Source organism: Streptomyces sp. NPDC091279, assembly GCF_044757465.1.
GTDB lineage: Bacteria > Actinomycetota > Actinomycetes > Streptomycetales > Streptomycetaceae > Streptomyces.
This window is the reverse complement of the sequence record NZ_JBIVVA010000008.1, coordinates 99,542-115,720: the sequence shown is the minus strand read 5'-3', so window position 1 is coordinate 115,720 and position 16,179 is coordinate 99,542. Positions and strand designations below refer to the sequence as shown.

22 protein-coding genes are annotated in these 16,179 nt (G+C 69.4%); 8 read left to right on the top strand and 14 right to left on the bottom strand.

The genetic code is table 11. The features are described from left to right. Positions 1-185: 185 nt before the first annotated feature. Complete coding sequence (locus tag ACIQOU_RS21160) at positions 186-656, bottom strand: hypothetical protein (RefSeq protein WP_401538347.1); 471 nt, start codon at positions 654-656, stop codon at positions 186-188. 136 nt (positions 657-792) lie between these two features. After that, entirely contained in the window at positions 793-1,440 is a 648-nt protein-coding gene (locus ACIQOU_RS21155; RefSeq protein ID WP_401538346.1) for a hypothetical protein, read from the bottom strand. 95 nt (positions 1,441-1,535) lie between these two features. Here ACIQOU_RS21155 and ACIQOU_RS21150 point away from each other — a divergent pair, with 95 nt between their 5' ends. Then, the gene (locus ACIQOU_RS21150) at positions 1,536-1,859 is read left to right on the top strand and encodes a hypothetical protein (protein ID WP_401538345.1); all 324 of its coding nucleotides are present in this window, start codon (positions 1,536-1,538) and stop codon (positions 1,857-1,859) included. Between the two features lie 18 nt (positions 1,860-1,877). Here ACIQOU_RS21150 and ACIQOU_RS21145 read toward each other — a convergent pair whose 3' ends face one another. The 12 genes from ACIQOU_RS21145 to ACIQOU_RS21090 all read right to left on the bottom strand — a co-directional run bounded on the left by ACIQOU_RS21145 (position 1,878) and on the right by ACIQOU_RS21090 (position 11,403). Continuing rightward, positions 1,878-2,558, bottom strand: coding sequence for a hypothetical protein (locus tag ACIQOU_RS21145; protein WP_401538344.1), 681 nt, complete (start codon positions 2,556-2,558; stop codon positions 1,878-1,880). Positions 2,559-2,587: 29 nt separating this feature from the next. Beyond that, positions 2,588-3,061: a pilus assembly protein TadG-related protein gene (locus ACIQOU_RS21140; protein WP_401538343.1), complete on the bottom strand. Its 474-nt coding sequence runs from the start codon at positions 3,059-3,061 to the stop codon at positions 2,588-2,590. After that, positions 3,058-3,498 (bottom strand): TadE/TadG family type IV pilus assembly protein, encoded by a 441-nt coding sequence (locus ACIQOU_RS21135; protein ID WP_401538342.1) that lies wholly within the window; start codon positions 3,496-3,498, stop codon positions 3,058-3,060. Before ACIQOU_RS21135 ends, ACIQOU_RS21140 begins: the two co-directional genes overlap by 4 nt. Next, entirely contained in the window at positions 3,498-3,953 is a 456-nt protein-coding gene (locus ACIQOU_RS21130) for a TadE family protein (RefSeq protein WP_401538341.1), read from the bottom strand. Before ACIQOU_RS21130 ends, ACIQOU_RS21135 begins: the two co-directional genes overlap by 1 nt. Positions 3,954-3,982: 29 nt before the next feature. Next, positions 3,983-4,234 (bottom strand): hypothetical protein, encoded by a 252-nt coding sequence (locus ACIQOU_RS21125; protein ID WP_401538340.1) that lies wholly within the window; start codon positions 4,232-4,234, stop codon positions 3,983-3,985. 134 nt (positions 4,235-4,368) lie between these two features. After that, a complete protein-coding gene (locus tag ACIQOU_RS21120) occupies positions 4,369-5,292 on the bottom strand; it encodes a type II secretion system F family protein (RefSeq protein ID WP_401538339.1) in 924 nt (307 codons plus the stop codon). After that, the gene (locus ACIQOU_RS21115; RefSeq protein ID WP_401538338.1) at positions 5,289-6,362 is read right to left on the bottom strand and encodes a type II secretion system F family protein; all 1,074 of its coding nucleotides are present in this window, start codon (positions 6,360-6,362) and stop codon (positions 5,289-5,291) included. Before ACIQOU_RS21115 ends, ACIQOU_RS21120 begins: the two co-directional genes overlap by 4 nt. Before the next feature lie 2 nt (positions 6,363-6,364). Then, positions 6,365-7,672 carry a CpaF family protein gene (locus tag ACIQOU_RS21110; RefSeq protein ID WP_401538337.1) on the bottom strand — a complete coding sequence of 436 codons (1,308 nt, stop codon included), beginning with the start codon at positions 7,670-7,672 and terminating at the stop codon, positions 6,365-6,367. Beyond that, positions 7,669-8,508, bottom strand: a complete 840-nt coding sequence (locus ACIQOU_RS21105) for a hypothetical protein (RefSeq protein ID WP_401538336.1) — start codon at positions 8,506-8,508, stop codon at positions 7,669-7,671. The genes ACIQOU_RS21110 and ACIQOU_RS21105 overlap by 4 nt, the downstream gene beginning before the upstream one ends. Positions 8,509-8,526: 18 nt before the next feature. After that, positions 8,527-9,252 (bottom strand): hypothetical protein, encoded by a 726-nt coding sequence (locus ACIQOU_RS21100; protein WP_401538335.1) that lies wholly within the window; start codon positions 9,250-9,252, stop codon positions 8,527-8,529. A 475-nt stretch (positions 9,253-9,727) separates the two neighbouring features. Beyond that, on the bottom strand, positions 9,728-10,759 hold the full coding sequence (locus ACIQOU_RS21095; protein WP_401538334.1) for a hypothetical protein: 1,032 nt from the start codon (positions 10,757-10,759) through the stop codon (positions 9,728-9,730). Further along, the gene (locus ACIQOU_RS21090) at positions 10,738-11,403 is read right to left on the bottom strand and encodes a hypothetical protein (protein WP_401538333.1); all 666 of its coding nucleotides are present in this window, start codon (positions 11,401-11,403) and stop codon (positions 10,738-10,740) included. The genes ACIQOU_RS21095 and ACIQOU_RS21090 overlap by 22 nt, the downstream gene beginning before the upstream one ends. Positions 11,404-11,724: 321 nt before the next feature. Between ACIQOU_RS21090 and ACIQOU_RS21085 the strand changes: the two genes are divergently transcribed. The 7 genes from ACIQOU_RS21085 (at position 11,725) to ACIQOU_RS21055 (ending at position 16,131) form a co-directional block, all read left to right on the top strand. Beyond that, positions 11,725-12,027 carry a hypothetical protein gene (locus ACIQOU_RS21085; RefSeq protein WP_401538332.1) on the top strand — a complete coding sequence of 101 codons (303 nt, stop codon included), beginning with the start codon at positions 11,725-11,727 and terminating at the stop codon, positions 12,025-12,027. A gap of 1 nt (position 12,028) precedes the next feature. Then, a complete protein-coding gene (locus ACIQOU_RS21080; protein ID WP_401538331.1) occupies positions 12,029-13,228 on the top strand; it encodes an enoyl-CoA hydratase/isomerase family protein in 1,200 nt (399 codons plus the stop codon). A 5-nt stretch (positions 13,229-13,233) separates the two neighbouring features. Beyond that, positions 13,234-13,905: a hypothetical protein gene (locus tag ACIQOU_RS21075; RefSeq protein ID WP_401538330.1), complete on the top strand. Its 672-nt coding sequence runs from the start codon at positions 13,234-13,236 to the stop codon at positions 13,903-13,905. 7 nt (positions 13,906-13,912) lie between these two features. Next, positions 13,913-14,803, top strand: a complete 891-nt coding sequence (locus tag ACIQOU_RS21070; RefSeq protein ID WP_401538329.1) for a hypothetical protein — start codon at positions 13,913-13,915, stop codon at positions 14,801-14,803. 238 nt (positions 14,804-15,041) lie between these two features. Further along, entirely contained in the window at positions 15,042-15,341 is a 300-nt protein-coding gene (locus ACIQOU_RS21065; protein ID WP_401538328.1) for a hypothetical protein, read from the top strand. Further along, on the top strand, positions 15,338-15,544 hold the full coding sequence (locus ACIQOU_RS21060; RefSeq protein WP_401538327.1) for a hypothetical protein: 207 nt from the start codon (positions 15,338-15,340) through the stop codon (positions 15,542-15,544). Before ACIQOU_RS21065 ends, ACIQOU_RS21060 begins: the two co-directional genes overlap by 4 nt. Next, positions 15,541-16,131 carry a hypothetical protein gene (locus tag ACIQOU_RS21055; protein WP_401538326.1) on the top strand — a complete coding sequence of 197 codons (591 nt, stop codon included), beginning with the start codon at positions 15,541-15,543 and terminating at the stop codon, positions 16,129-16,131. Before ACIQOU_RS21060 ends, ACIQOU_RS21055 begins: the two co-directional genes overlap by 4 nt. The last annotated feature ends 48 nt before the right edge of the window (positions 16,132-16,179 follow it).

Below are 16,179 nucleotides of genomic sequence, written 5' to 3'. Positions count from 1 at the left end.
TGGCCGTTGGAGTTTTCACCTCGCAACGCGATGCACAACTCAGGCGTCAAATAAGCACGTAACGGCGCCGCCCCACCAACCGCCCCGAAGCCCCGCCCGCCACTCCCGAACGCGGCGCCCACTGCCACGGGATCGTTGATACCCGCCACGCTCCACCCCCGCTCCACCGCCAGGCCTTCTCTCCCTCACCGTGTCCGCAGCCGTGCGCCCGCATCCCCGAGGGACGCCTCGAAGTCGGTCACGACGGTCTGGGAGAAGGGGTCGGTGGACGGGTCGTCCGGGGTGACCAAGCTGACGGTGTAGTACCCGGCAGGCGGCAGCGCCGTCTCCTCCTTCGCCTGTGGTGAGCCGTCCTGCACTGTCGGGTGCAGTCGGTGGAAGACCGCGTACGGCCCCTCCCCCGCCGCGTCCAGCGCATAGCCGTTCTCCTCCCAGAAGTCCTCCATCTCCTGGCCCGATGAGAAGGTGACGATGTCCGGGTAACCGTCGCCCTCGGGCTCGGGGAGATGCCAGGGCCGCGCCGGTTGCGGGGGAAGCGGTCGGCCGTTCACGTGTGCGTCCGGCCAGCGGCGGCGGCCGTGATCGACGAAGCGGCTCATCGCCTCGGGGAACGTCGCGTCCACGAGGTAGTCCGTCGCGTGACCGGTCAGGTCCACCGTTCCCGTCCGTCCTTTCTCGCCTGAGTCCGATCTGCGTCCGAACGTCGGTCTCGTCGTCGGCGTACCAACTCGCCGGAGGCAACGTCCAGTTGGGGGTGGCATGGAGGTCGGAGACGCCTTGCCCCTCCCCCGTTCACCCCGTGAACCGGAACGTGGAGGTGATCGCGTCGAAGATGTCGAAGAAGGAGTCGGCGAGGTCCAGGACCTGGCTGCTGCCGGCCACCAGGGCGATCTTGCCCTCCTGGCCGGGGACCGGGATGAACGTCTGCATGAGCACGGCGCGGACCGTGCGGTTGAGAGCGTCGTCCGGTACGGCGATGTCCTCGACGCCGAAGGTGCGGGCCGCGCCGCCGACGCCCGAGATGTCGACGTTCGTCACCTTCCGCCAGGAATCCCCCTCGCGCTGGGCCTCCTTGGGCGCGAGGCCGGCCGCGATCGCCGCCGGGTCGGTCGACAGGGGGGCGCCCTCGCGGGTCCGGCCGCCGACCAGTGAGACCGTCACCGATCCGGTGATCGGGGTGTCACCGCCGAAGCTCTCCGCCATGCAACCGCAGTACAGCGCACCGGACTTCCAGGCATCCGCCGCGGCCTTCTGGAGGAAGCCGACGTAGGTGTCCCGGTGGGGAGCCAACTCCGGTTGCCGGCGCACACGTTCCGTCACCATGCGGTGGATCGAGTCGTCGCGCGACTCCGGGCGGACGTCGAACTCCCACCACGACTCGGGCACCTTGATCCGGAAGCCTCCGCGCTCGATCGTGAGCGCCTCCATGTAGCGGGCCATGATTGTCTCCGGTTCTCCCCGTTCCCGAGGTTGCGCGTGGGAATATCGTTCGGACATACGGTTCGCTCAGACTACGAGACCGGGGGGACGGGCCTATGGGCAAGGGCAAGAGCGACCTCGCGCTGCCGCTCAGCGAGTTGGAAGAGTACGGGGGCAGACTGCGCTCCCTCAAGACCCGCCTCGACCACACCAAGAAGCTCTTCGAGTCCTACCGGGACGACCTCGGCGACGGCAGTGTCTATGACGCTCTCGACGACTTCGAGTCCCACTGGGAGGACGGACGCGAGGACATCACCCAGCAGTTGGACGCGCTGGCCGACATGTCCGACGCTGTCGTACGGGAGTTCAAGAAGCTCGACGACGACCTCGCCAAGAAGGCCGACGACGCCGTGAAATCGGAGGGCTCCGGGGGCAAGTGACGTTGCCCCGGGCGCCGTTCAGGCCTCTCGCAGTATCCCCAGCGCGAACACCAGTCGGCGGTCCAGCCAACTCGCCTTGTGCGTATAGGTCGTTACGCCGTCCACGTGGCCGGACGTGAGCGCCAACGGCTCCTCGGCGCCGTCCGCGAGCCAGGTGACCGGGCGGGCGGGGCCCGGTCTCCCGCCGGCCCCGGGGTCCTCGACGCCGAAGCTGAGGGCGGTGTCGATCGCGGTCTCCACGACCCGCCCCGCCTCCCGCACCGCCATGTCCTTGCCCCGTACCGCGATGTCCTTCACGCTGCCCCGCGACCAGTGGTAGCGGGCCACGACGTCCGGGTGGCCGGTGGGGCGGAGCCACCAGCTGTGCTGGATCGTGCGTTTGGCGGCGGGGGTGCGGTGGGCCGTCCCCAGCTCGGTGCCGCGCTCGTCCGTCACCCGGTAACGGGCGCCGCCCTTCTCGGGGGTGAGCGTGCACAGCACGGCATCCGGGCGGGTGGCGTCGTACAGCGTGTACGTCGGGGTGTCGCCCCCGCTGCCGGTGACCACCGCGACCGGCGCGAAGTGCCGGACGCCGTCGACCATCGTCGGGACGCGCACGGCGCGCGGGCCGGTGAGCTTCTTCCGGCGGAACGTCGACAGCCGTACCGTCTCCGTGACCACGAACCAGTCGGCCCGCTCCCACGGCACCGGTTCAAGCACCGGCTCCTTCTTCTTCCGCCCCAACACCCCTACCCCACCTCGTTCTCGGCTGCTGCGTCTCCGTGGACCACTACCGCTCCGCCGTAGAAGAGGCCGGTGAAGACTGGGGAGTAGGTGAGTTGGACCTCTACTCGGACCTCGTCGGCGGTGGCCGTGATGCAGTGGGTGGCGGCGATGTCGGCGCCGGACATGTTCATGGTGGCGGCGAAGGTCTTGACGCGGGCGTCGCAGTTCTCGTAGTTGATGGGGGCCGCGCCGCCCTCGTCGTCGTAGAGGGCGTCGAGGTCGATGTCCTGGGCCGCGTACCGGGCCGCCTGTTCGGCGATGTCGGCGGCGCGTTCGCGCTTGGAGATGGACATGCCGCCGTCGATGACGAACGCCGAGAGGGAGAGGAAGACCAGGGCGAAGATGATGACCGCGCCCGCTCCCGAACCCCGGTCGTCCATCAGGGACTTGCGGGACGACAGCCAAGTGCGCGCCGCTTCAAGGGCGTTGAGCCTCATGCCGACCTCCGGAACGGGTCCAGGGGTGAACTGAAGGTCGATGTCAGGGTGGTGGGGATGTCCAGGCCGAGCATCGCAAGACCGCGCACCTGGCAGCTGACCTCGACCGTGAAGATGGTGCCGGGTTCGAAGCCGCTGCTGGTCTGGGTGACGTTCACCGGGCCCGAGCAGACGTCGGTGAGATCGGCCTGCGCCGCCGACTCGGCCTCCGACAGGGCCGTTGCGTAGTCCTTCTGGATGGAGCCGGCGCGGGCGGCGTCGCGGGCGGCGCCGTCGAGGGCGCCCCGGCCGTCCACCAACTGCCCGAACGCCACCAGCACGAGGATGAACAGGATCATCACCGGGGCGAGGATCACCACCTCGATGGTGGACAGGCCCCGGTCGTCGGAGGCCTGCACGGGCGGGCGAACGCCGTCCAACTCGGCGTGACGGCTCATCAGTTGGTGGTCCCGTCGTCCCGTACGAATCGCTCCACCGGGCCCTCGGACTGCGCGTGGACCGTGAGGTCGAGGCCGGGGAAGACGGTCGGGATGCGGGCCGTGATCTCCACCCCCACGGTGTTGGCGTCCGGCTGACGCATCGTCACATTCGGGGCGAGGACCAACTGCGGGCCCAGTTGACTGATGTAGCTGTCCACGACGTCCCGGGCCTCGCCGCGCCAGGCGCCGGGCTGGTCGTGGGCGGTGGCGCGGGCCTTGCGGGCGCCCGCCTGGGCCGCCGCCTGAGCGACATGATCGGCGAAGAAGTACAGCGCGAACTGCACCGTCGCGAAGATCATGAAGAACAGCACCGGCGTGAGCAGCACGAACTCGATCGCGGTCATGCCGGAGTCACCGCGGGCGGAGGCTGCCTCCACCCGGCGGCGTATCCAGCGACGTACGCGCACCGACATCCCCGTTGGCCTTGTTCCCGGAAGGGCGATCAGCAGGTGCTGCCCGCGTTCGCGCCCTTGATGCAGTCGCCGACCTTGTTGGCGCCGTCGCTCAGCGCGGCGTTGATGATCGCGGCGACGACGCCGACGATGGCGACGACGACCGCGGAGATGATGACCCACTCCACGGCCGAGGCGCCGCGGTCGAGTTCGCCGGAGCGGACGCGCTGCACGCGGCCCTGGAAGAAGGTGACCAGGAAGTCGAGGCCGGGGACACCGGTGTGGAAGTTCCGCTGGTTCATGGTGAGTTGTCCTCTCAGAAACTGTTCGACGGCGGTTCGCGTCCGCTGGTTCAGAAGCTGGTCGTCGGCGCGCGGGTACGGCGCCGGTCCGGTGGCGGTGGGCCGGCGACGGTCGCCGGATGCCGCTGCTCGCGTCATGACACCTGGAACACCCGCATCGCCGCCGGGAAGATCAGGAACACCAAGAAGCCCGCGCACAGCAGGAGTTGGGCGACAAGCATCGACTGGGACTTCTCGCCCGCGCTGCCCTCGATCTCGGCGAGTTCGCGGTGCCGCATGGTCTCGGCGCGGGAGGCGAGGGATTCGCGGACCTTGGCGCCGTCGTCGGCGACCAGGGCGAGCGAGGCGGAGAGGTCCTTCAGCTCCTCCACGCCGATCTCCTCGCCGAGTTGGCCGAGCGCCTGCCACTGGCTGATGCCGGTGATGCGGGCGTCGGCGAGGGCGTTGCGGATGCGCTGGGTGGCCCAGCCGTCGGAGACCTCGGCCGCCGCCATCAGCGCCTCGGGCAGACCCCGGCCGCCGGCCAGGCTCATGGACACCAGGTCGAGATAGGCGCCGATCACGCGCCGCAGGTCACGGCGTTTCTCGGCGGCGTCCCTGCGGACCTCGGCGTCGGGCAGGAAGAAGAACAGGGCCGCGCAGGCGAGCGCCAGCCAGACCGGGATGACCGGGCCGCTGGCCAGGCTCAGGGTCCACACGACGGCGAAGAGGAACGGCCCGAAGATCAGCCCGGCGACCGCGAGGAGCACCTTGGTCGCGAGGAAGTTCTCCCAACTCCGGTCCAGGACAGCGAGGTCGGCCCGCAGCGAGCGCTGCTCCCAGCCCTGCTGGAGGTAGAACTCCGATACGCGCAGGCCGACTTGGGCCCGCACCGAACCCAACTTCCCCTGCTCCGCCGTTTTTCTGGCCGATTCGTAGGCGGCGCCGCGGGCGCGCATCGCGTCGATGCGGGCGACCTGTGAGACGGCGCTGCGCTTGGACGGCATGAGGGCGCGGACCAGGACGTAGATCCCGAGGCCCAGGACCGCGCCGACGAGGACGGGCATCGTCAGGTTCATCGTCGTACCCCCTCTTCCGGGAACGGGCTCTGGCCGGGCTGACCGGGCTGACCGGGGTGGACGGGCTGGCCCGGGTAGCCCTGCCGGCCGGGGTGGGCCTGCGGGGCGGGCTGGCCGGGGTGGGCCTGCGGGGCGGGGGTGGTGCGGGGGCGGACCAGCTGGACGTTGGAGTCGTCGCGGACCAGGAAACGTTCGGGCGTCTCGATGGTGGAGAGCTTGCGCAGCCACCAGAAGCCGAGCGCGAACAGCCCGCACACGCAGGCCAGGACGAGCTGCCCGGTGGGCGTGGAGTACGGCGCCACGAAGTCCCGGTTGAAGATGGAGAGGCCGAGCACGAACGCGATCGAGACGCCGACGACGATCTGCACCGAGCGGCGCGTGGAGGACCGTTGGGCCATCACGCGCTGGCGCATGTCGACCTCCTCGCGCGCGGACTTGGCGAGCGCGCCGAGGACCTGGCGCAGACCGGGGCCGCGCAGCCGGGCGTTGAGGATGAGCGCGGCGACGATGATGTCGGCGGACGCGTCGTCGATCTCGTCGGCGAGGTGCTGGAGCGCCTCGGGCAGCGGGGTGCGGGACCTCAACCGGTCGACGAGGGCGTCGAGATGGGGCCGCAGGACGGGGGCGGCGGCGCGCGCGGAGGCGGGGATGGCCTGTTCCAGGCCGACCGCGCCGGCGATGGTGTCGCGCAGCGATTCCGTCCAGGAGGCGAGGGCCTCGACGCGGCGCATGCCCGCGCGTTCCTCACCGGCGCCGCCGAACAGGCGGTCCCAGAAGAAGACGAGGACACCGGCGGCGATACCGGCCACCGCCCAACGGGTCAGCAGCAGCACGACGATGCCGGCGATGGCCGCGAGCGAGCCGCGCTGTCCGGCGAACCGGATGAGTTCGGCGGCCCGTTCGGCGGCCTTCTGCTTCTCGTGCTCGGGCTTCACCGGCAGCCCGCGGACGGCGACCATGAGCAGCGCGAGTCCGCCGCCGACGGCGACGCCGCAGCCGAGCGCGTACAGGACGGTCGTCGAGAAGAGACCGCCCATGGAACCGAGTTGGCCGAGTGCGACAGGCATCATGTTCACCCCCACGTTCCCGTGGGCCGGTAGCCCTGGGCGATCAGGTCGTCCAGGCAGGACAACGGCGCGTGCGGGACGATCCGGCCGTCCGGGGCCTCGGCGAAGACCTCGCTGGACAGCACCCGGCCGTCCACGCCGTTGACCTCGCGCACGGAGGTCACCATGCGCTGAAGTCGCCCGCCGGTCTGGAAGTTGTTGCGTCGCGTGATGAAGACGACGAAGTTGACGGCGCCCGCGATGAGCATCTGGCTGGCCTCGATCGGCAGCCGCTCGTTGGCCTGCAACGCGTAGGTGGAGATGCGGTTGAAGACCTCGCTGGAGCTGTTGGCGTGGATCGTGGAGAGCGAGCCGTCGTTGCCCTGCGACATCGCGTTGAGCATGGTGACGATCTCGTCGCCGAGCACCTCGCCGACGATGACCCGGGAAGGGTTCATACGGAGCGAACGGCGGACCAGTTCCGCGAGCGAAATCATGCCCTGGCCCTCGGAGTTGGGCAGCCGCTCCTCGAACGCGACGACGTTCGAGTGGAGGTCGGTGAAGGTGTCGAGGCCCAACTCCAGTGCGCGTTCCACGGTGATGAGCCGTTCGTGCGGCGGGATCTCGTTGGCGAGGGCCCGAAGGAGCGTCGTCTTACCGGCGTTGGTGGCGCCGGCGATCATGATGTTCTTGCGGGCGCGGACCGCGCAGGCGAGGAAGTGCGCGACCTCGGGGCTCAGGGTGCCGTTGCCGACGAGGTCGGAGATGAAGACCTTGCCCATCCGGGCGCGGCGGATGGAGAGGGCGGGCCTGCGGGCCACGTCCATCACGGCCGAGAGCCGGGAACCGTCCGGGAGTCGCAGGTCGAGCTGGGGGTTGGCGGTGTCGAAGGGGCGCGAGGACAGACCCGAGTAGGCGCCCAACACCTGTATCAGCTCGATCAGTTCCTCGTCGGTCTCGGCGACCGGGTCGCCGGTCTCCTCACGGCCGTCGGAGTAGCCGACGAAGACCTGGTCGCAGCCGTTGATGTCGATGTTCTCGACGTCGGGGTTGTCGAGCAGCGGCTGGAGCCGGCCGACGCCGAACAGGGCCGCGTGCACGGCCGCCGCGTACTGCTCCTCCGTCTCGGCGTCCAGCGGGGTGCGCCCGGCGTTGATCTCCGCGCGGGCGTGGTCCTCCAGGATCTGCGCGATCACCGCGCGGGCGTACTGCCGTTCGTCCTCGTTGGACATCGGCGTGACGCCGCCGGTCTGGTCGAGGCGGCGCTGCTCGGCGATGCGGTCACCCGCGTCTTGCCTGAATCTCTTGACCAGTTGGTGGTCGACAGCCGTCATCGGCCGGCCCCCGCGTGGGGCGGCTGGGTGGGCACGGACCAGGCGGCGCCGTACTGCTGGTAGAGGTCGGCGGTGACCTTGCGGGCGGAGCGGATGAGCAACGACTTGTCGAGCCGCCCGCGCTTGCGGCCGGCCAACTGGTCGGCGCCGGTGGGGTCGTCGGCGAGCGTGCCGAGGACGCGGGCGCCGGTCTGGGCGTGCACGAGCATGTCGCCCACCTGCCCGGAGATCTTGGCGGCCTCGCCGGTGTCGGCGACCAGGATGACGCCGATCATCGGCAGGCCGAGGTTCCCGGCGCCGCGCGGGCCGCCGTGCAGCTTGGCGGCGAGGGCGGCGGCCCGGTCCCGGACCCGGGCGATGGCCTCGGGTTCGGTGCGCGAGACGAGCAGCACCAGGGCGGCGTGCGGGAAGAGTTCGAGGGCGGGGGTGTCGCCGCTGATCCGGCCGCAGTCGGCGATGACGTCGGCGGGCGCGTTCGGGGAGTCGGCGAGCGCGGCGAAGGAGTGCCCGAGGGTCGGCCAGAGTCCGGCGAGTCCGGCCGCGTGCTCGGCGATCCCGAGGCCGACGATGACTTCGAGACCACCGCTCAACGGCTGTACGTGGTCCCAGAGTTGGTCGGGCACCAGGCCGCGGCGCGCGGTGGCGGCGATGGAGAGCATGCCGGTGTTGGGGTTCAGGGGTCCACCGTGCGCGGCGGCGCTGCGGTAGACGAGGTCCCCGCCTGCCGGGTCGGTCTCGGCCAGCAGGACACGGCGCGGCCAGACCGCCGCGAGGGCGACGGCCGCGGTGGTGACGCCGGGGGAACCCTTGTCGGCGGCGAGGGCGATGAGGGCCATGGTGAGCGGTGCCGCCTTCTAGTTGCCGGAGACGCGGACGAGAGCCACTTCGTTGTTGGAGGCGGCCTGCGCGAGGGCCGCGGCCTGATCGGCGTCGACGACCACGGTGACCGGCAGGTTGGTGCTGGCGATGACGTCACCGCTCTTCGCCTGGGCCTGCACGAAGCTGACCCGGGCGTTGTCCACGATGAGGTTGCTGCTGCTTCCGGTGGCCGAACCGGTGCTGCTGGACGAGGAGTTGGAGCTGCCGTTGGTGCCGACGCGGTAGGCCGCGACGATGTCCCCGGCCGCCAGCCCGGTCGGATACTGCCCGGCCTTCAGCGAGAGCCCGACGGTGGCCTTGCCCTCGGCGACACCGGCGTCGGTGCCGAACATTTCACCGACGGGGATGACGCCGGCGGGGATGGCGCTGACAGCCTTCAGCTTCTTCAACGCGGCCTTCTGCGACCACTTGATGTAGTTGACGCCACTGTCGTCGGCGACGAGGACGGAGGTGGTGTTGCTGTCGGTGATCGAGCCGCCCGCCGGGATCTTTTCCGTCACCTTGATGACCTCGATGCGGTCACCGGCCTGGAGGACGAGCATCGTCGCACCGAGGGCGCCGACGAGTATGAGGAGGACCGCGAGGGCGGCGAGCGCGGGTTTGCGCTCGCGAGGCGGAGTGGGAAGCCGGTCACCGACCGACGGCTGAGCCGGAGCGCCGGTACGTCCCGCGCCCGCCCCCGTACGCTCTTGGATCTTCACGCAACCGCTCCCCGTACGCCCAAGCTTGCTTTGTAAATTCCCTGCGAATCAGGACACTTCACCCGGTGCCGCCTCGCGTGCGGAGGTTCCGGACGAGTCCGGATCTCCTGAACGACGCGGAGGCGCTGGTCGGCGGGGAAGTCCCGGACGAGTCCGGACCCACCGCCCGACCTGGGCGATTGACCACCGGTGGGGTGAGTGTCAAGCCATCGCACCGTATCAGCCACACATAAGCCCCTCAAGGCGTGCCCCAGCCTCCGTTCCACGAAAGCCGGACCGTTATTCATCTGCAACTCTCGCGCTGAGGCGACGGGTTGCGACGGGACTCCGAAGAGGCCCGCCATCTGTGCGGAAGCGAATTCATCGCAGGCCCGCGCTACCCTTTCCGCCGCCCCACCCCTCCCTCTGCGTTCATGAAGGCTGCACGATTCGCTCACGCCGTTCACCCGGCGAGGGACGAACTCCGGCCCCGTCGTTACCGGTTGACGGCCTGGATCTCCTTGACGGTGACGTCCTGCCGAGTCGTCGACAGCCCGTCCGGCAACGCCGGCTGCCGGGCGGGCCCGTCGGGATCGGCGGAGTCGGTCCAGGTCACCTTCCAGGTGATCGACGCCTTGAACGGGTACGTGCCGCCGCCGGACGACCTGCGGTACGTGATGTCGCAGTCGGCGCCCGCGCTGTCGACGGTGTACCCCTTGCCGCCCTTGACCAGGTCGTACGTGCACGACTGCGGGTCGGCGTCCGCGGTACCGGCGTCGACCTTCAGCGCCACCGGGGTCGCGACGGTGGTGGCGGCGAGCCGGACGCCCTTGTAGTCCAGGCTGGCGGTCGTCCAGACCCGGTCGAAGTCGCCGTCGAGCTTCACCCGCGTCCCGAGGTTGACGACGAGCCGGTTCGCGCCGGGGCTCAGCACGACCGGCGGGGTCGGCAACTTGGTGGCGTTGTAGGCGAGTTGGGAGAGCGTCTCGGGGGTGAGCTGGTGCGGGTCGGGGCTCGGGTCGGCGGGCGGGACCCAGATCTCCCAGTTGTCGGTGGTGACGGGGCAGGCGGTGCTGTAGTCGTCGTCCCGGAATTTCACCTGCCACCACAGGCCCTTGTCGCCGTTGTGGAACTTCTCCTTCTCCCGCTTCTTCGCGTAACTCGCGGCGGGTTCACCGGCGCCGTTGTACGCGGACTTGATGAACTCCTCGTACTCCTTCGCCGTGTACATCGGCTCGTACCAGCACACGGGAGGCTTCCAACTCGCGTTGGACGACGTCGCGTTGGCGGTGGGGCGCTGGGAGCCGACGGCGCTCTGGCTGATGCGGATGTGGGCGCCGATGGTTCCGGCGCCGGAGTCTCCACCGGAGCCGGTGGCGGGCGAGTCGGGTTGGGTGGCCCCTGTGTCGCCGCCGGTGGTCTCCCCCGCGTACGCCGGGAAACCCGCTCCCAGCGCCATGACGAGGCCGATGGTCGTCGCCGTCCGCACCACCGGACGGAGAATGCTCAGCTCTGTTCCTGCACGCATGTCGCGTCCCCCTTCTCCCAACTCTGCTGCGTGACTTGCCAGTCACCGGCGGAGTCCTTCGCGGCCAGCACCTTGTACAGGACGAAGTCCTTGTCGCTCGGCTGGGTGCGCTGCACCTTGTCGGTCTTGACGACCTTGTTGTAGGCCTTGCTCTGGTCCTCGCAGTAGTGCGCCGCGACCCCGCCGCTGGAGGTGTCCGTGACCTCGAAGCCGTAGTACCGGTAATGGCCGGACACCGTCAGCCCGTCCTTCGTGAACTCCGAGACCCGGTTGACCCAGTAGACCCGGGCGTTGCCCGCGAGGTACCGGTTCAGGTTGGCGGTCTGCCCGGTCCCCTTGCCGAACGCCTCGACCCGCGCCCGCGCCGCGTACGCCACGTCCCGCAGTACCGCGTCCTTGGTCGCGTCGCCCGTCGCTTTCCGGTCGACGGTGACGGTGATGTCCTTCGGGAGGTCGAAGCTCGGCGCGTTCTTCTCCGCCGACGCGGCGGCCGACGGCGACACCGACGCCGACGCCTCGCCGCCCGCGCCCTGGATCTCGTCGCGGTCGGAGCCGTTGCCCGAGTCGCTGCTGCAACCGGTCACGGTGAGGACCAGTGAGCCGAGAAGGCAGGCCGCGGCCACCCTCCGTCGCGTGATCGACATGACGTGCTTCCCCCAGAGCTGGACGATCGACGTGCCCCGGGATCGTCCCACGAGCCCCACCGGCCGATCCATGGCTCCCGGGACGCCGATATGAGTCCGTGAACTTCGTGAAGGGGGGTTCACAGGTGGAACGTGACACGTCCGCTCGGCAAGGCAAAGGGAGGGTCAGGAGTCTCTTGCCGAAGTAAACGATAGGCGCCGATCCGACACCAGAATTCCCGATATCACCCTCTTTGCAAGGGAATTCGATCTGGCGAGAACCAGCCACCCGGCGCTAGCGTCGGCGCCCTTGCCGGACGTCTGTATCGCGGGGGAAACGCCATGCCAGACCTACGCCTCGAAGACACGATCTTCCAGGACCTGAAGAAGACCTTCTCCAGCATCAGCGACCGCATGGAGACCACACGCCGCACGCTGCGTTCCACCGATTCCTCGGTGGTCGGAGAGAGCAAACTCGTCGATAACGTGCAGGATTTCGCCGACGACTGGCAGTACGGGATCAAACAGCTCGGCAAGCACACCCATGGCGCCGTCAAGATGATCAACAAGATCGGGGACAGCTTCAGCAAGCTCGACCTGGACCTCGCGGAGTCCCTCAAGGCCCCGCAGCGGAAGGGCAAGTGACGTGGCCGGTCAGCGCCCGTCCTTCCCGCACATCGGCTGGGACCCCACCCCGGGCAGCGTCGACGACACCCGCGACCTCGCCAAGCAACTCGGCAGACTGGCCGGTGAACTGGGCACCGCCCTAAAGGAGTTGCAGCGCATCGAATGCGGGGCCTGGAAAGGCAAGACCGCACTCGCCTTCACGGAGTACATAGGCAAGGACGTCACTCCCCTCGTCCGGACAAGCCACGATTCCTTCGACAAGGCCTCCCGCGCCCTGCACCGCTGGGCCGACGATCTCCACGGCTTCCAGGGCCGGGCCGACCGCCTGGAGAAAAGCGCGGGGGAGAAACTCGATGCCCGCTCCGACGCCGAGAACAAGGCCGACGGCAAAGGCAGCGACGATCTCGCCAAAGCCTCCAGCGCCGTCGACGGCGTCATCCAGAAAGTGCACGACCTGGAGGACGAATACCGCCGGGCCGCCCGCCTGATCAGCAAGGAACTCGACAAAGCCGCCGACATCGCCCCCGACGAGCCCGGCTTCTGGGACAGACTCGGCAAGGGCATCGAGAACGCCTGGGACGCCACCGGCGACTGGATCAAGGACCACGCGGACGTCTTCAAGACCATCGGCGACATGCTCAGCCTGGCCAGCGGCGTCCTGGGCCTGCTGGCCATCATCACCGCGCCCTTCGAACCCCTCGGCGCCATCTTCGCCGCCGCGGCGATGGTCGCGAGCGGCGCGGCGCTCCTGACGCACCTGGTCGCGAAGGCCGCGGGCGCCGACGTCAGCTGGACCGAGATCGGGTTCGACGCGCTCGGCGTCCTGCCCGGCGTCAAGGGCCTGACCGGCGGCGCCGAACTGGTCAAGGGCGCCAGCGCCGTCGGCCGCGCCGCCGAACTGGGCGAGGGCTATCGGGGGGTGACGAGCATCAGCAAGACGTTCCTGCTCTTCGGCCCGCTCAAGGCCGCCCCGATGGTGAAACTGGGCGAAGGCGGCAGTCGTTTGACCCTCGCGGTCGAGAGCGGATTGCAGAACGTCCGCAAGGGACAGTTGCTCGGCACCCAGGGGCTGAACCTCGCGAGCAAGCTGCCGTTCGTCAAGAGCGCCGAACTCGTCGCCCCGATGAGCACGGTGGGCCGCACGATCGACGCCACGATCAAGGGCGGGCTCGACGTGTTCAAGGGCTACACCATCGCCCACAACGACTTCGGGGGCTGAGGACGTTGACGGACGGCACCGAGACGCTGCGGGGCCTGACCATCGAGGGCGCGATCCTGCCCCCGATGGCCTTCCGGCTGCCGCACGGCATGCACGCGATCGAGGTCTCCCTCTCCGCCGACGAGCGCTCGACGGCCGCGCACCGGCTCGTGCGGGACATCTACCCGAACGGTGAGGTGCCCCTCTGGGACGCCATGGGGTCGCTGTACAGCGCCATGGCCGACGAGATGCTCGCGAACGGCGTCGGCTTCTTCGGCATCGGGCTCTACAGCCTCGACGACGGAGGCGTGGCGCACTGTTCGCTGACGGTGGCGGTCGTCGAGTCCGACGAGAACGACCAGGAGGTCGTCGCCCGGGGCGTGCAGGCGCTGCTGCTGCGGAACCCGTTGTGCGAGGTGACCTGGCTGGACCTGCCGTGCGGCCCGGCGGTCTGCGGAGTCACCGCCACGCGGCTGCTCATGGACAGCAGGTACACGGCGTCCGGCCGGGACGAGGAACTCGTCATGAACCAGGTCCAGGTGCACGTGCCGTTCGCGACGGGCCCGTACACCGCCGTGTTCACCCTGGACACCGCCTCCGTGGAACAGTGGGAGGAGTTCTCGCACGCCATGGCGGGAATCGTCGGCTCGGTGGATTTCCCGTCCCCCGCCACTTCGCAATCCCCAGTGGAGCAATGATCTGCCGATGGACTGGTACCCCGACACCGACGAGAATCTGCTGATCCGCACCACGGCCACGTTCGCCACCGGGATCTCGCCCGCCGTCGCGGGATCACGCTGGTTCCGTGACCCCGAGCGCAACGACATCCAGGACGAGCTGCCCGGCTGGCCCGCGGGCCCGGTGCACTTCCTGAACAGCACCGGTGACCGGGTGGCCCGCCGTACCGGCCGCGCGTTCGTGGTCGGGATTCCGTTGATCGCGAACATCATCGCGAACATCGGCGGCGCCCTCGGCTCGCCTTTCGGCAGCGTCCCCGTCCGGGGCAACCCGGAGGAACCCGAGAACGAGGTCATGGACTTCCCCGTCCTGTGGGCGGCGCCGGACGCGCTGGCCCGGACCGTGCCCTGGCAGCTGGACCCCGCCCGCCGCCCCGACGGCTACACCACCGACCTGGTCCTCACCAGTCGCCGCCTGCTGTTCCTGGGCACCCGGCACGGCACCCTCCAGAAGGCCGACGTCCTCGCCGCGTACCCGCGCGACGCCCTCGCCGGGGCACGGCAGATGCCGTACAGCGAGATCGAGGCGGATGTCCGGCTGACGTTCGCGGACGAGTCCTGGGTCCGCCTGTTCACCGGCAACCCCGACAGCGCGGCACGCCTCGCCCAGCTCCTGTCCGGTTCCGCCACCGCGGTCCCCGAGTCCGACCTCTCCCCCGGCCAACGCTCCCGCCTGAAGCGCTTCCTCGCCTCCCTCCCCCCGAATGCCGGCCCCCCGACCCTCACCCGCCTCCCCAGCGGAGTCCTCCTGGCCGAGGTCCGGACCCCGTCCAAGGCGGCCCCGGACACCCACGAAACCCACTCGATCCTCATGGGCCCTTCGGGAGAGGCGGGGCGGGCACTGCCGGGGGATCTGTAACGCCGAGACAGGCACCGCCGCCCGACAGGGCTGCGTCCGCCTGCCCCGAACTCCCCTTGCCCACAAGGAGGTTCACTCTGACGAAGAGCGAAGCCGTGCACTACCATCGGCATCCTTGACCAAGTCTTTGCGTTGCAGGGGCTTTTCCTGGAGCGCCCTTGTCCAGTGCGGCCGCATTCCATCCGACGTCACCGTCAACTCCGGCGCTCCTTCGAAGACATCGAGGACACCGAGGGCCGTGACCAAAGCCGACCTGACCGTCGACTACGACTTTCTCAGCGACTGCGAGCGCACGCTCGGCAAACTCAAGAACACCTTCGAGGACATCGAGAACCGCCGCGACGACATGCGTCAGCACTGGGGATCTTCGAAGATCTCGGACGCCATGGCCGACTTCGTCGACAACTGGGACGACTACCGCACGAAGCTCGTCGAGAGCATCGACTCGGTCGGCAAGCTCGTCTCCGGGACCAGGACCGCGTTCAAGGATCTCGACGACCAGCTGAGCAAGCGCGAGAAGAAGAAACCGGCCACGTGACAGCAACGTCCAGGCGCCGCCCGACCGACTGGCAGCCGCTGAGCGAGTCCGACCCGGTACCCGGTGATCCGGAGGAGATCCGCGCCGAGGTCCGCCACATGGTGTCGATCTCGGTCATCGCCCGGGCCGAGTCCGAGTTCGCCGAGACGCTCGTCGAGCTCTTCGACGCCGTGATGACGACCTTCCGATGGAGCTACGCATGATGATCGTCGAGACGGACTCCGACCCCGCTCAGTGGTTCCCCATGCCGTTGGGCGGCACCACGTCCGAGTTCGAGCAGTGGCTGGACCTGCAACTCGACGCCGTCGCCATGCTCCACCGACGCAAGCTCACCTGGCGGGAGAGGCGGCGGCTGAGGAAGTTCCTGACGGCCTCCGCCGCGATGCTCCGCCACCGTGTCGAGGCCGACCAGGCGTTCCTGTTCGGCCCGATGCCCCCGCAGGCCGCGCCTCTGGTGTTCTTCACCAAGCAGTTCGCCTGCGACGAGGAACACAGCGCGCTGCACCTGAGCATGCTGGCCGAACCCGACCCGACGACCGCCCTCGCGAGCGAGCGCGTCGAGACCACGCCGTTCACCTCGCCCCACCTCGGCGAGGGCCTGCGCTGCCTGCGCAGTTGGCCCGGCCCGGACGGTGGCGTGATGCTCTCCGTCGCCTATGCCTGGAACGACGCCGCCCACGACGTCGACCTGGTCCTCAAGGGCCACTACGACGACCCCGCCCTCCTTGAAGCGTCCTTCGACGCCATCGACGACTTCGCCAGAAGCCTCCGGATCGGCGCGGAGGCCTGAAGGGCAGAGGGCACAGAGAGGGCCGGGCCCCTGCCGACGGCAAGGGTT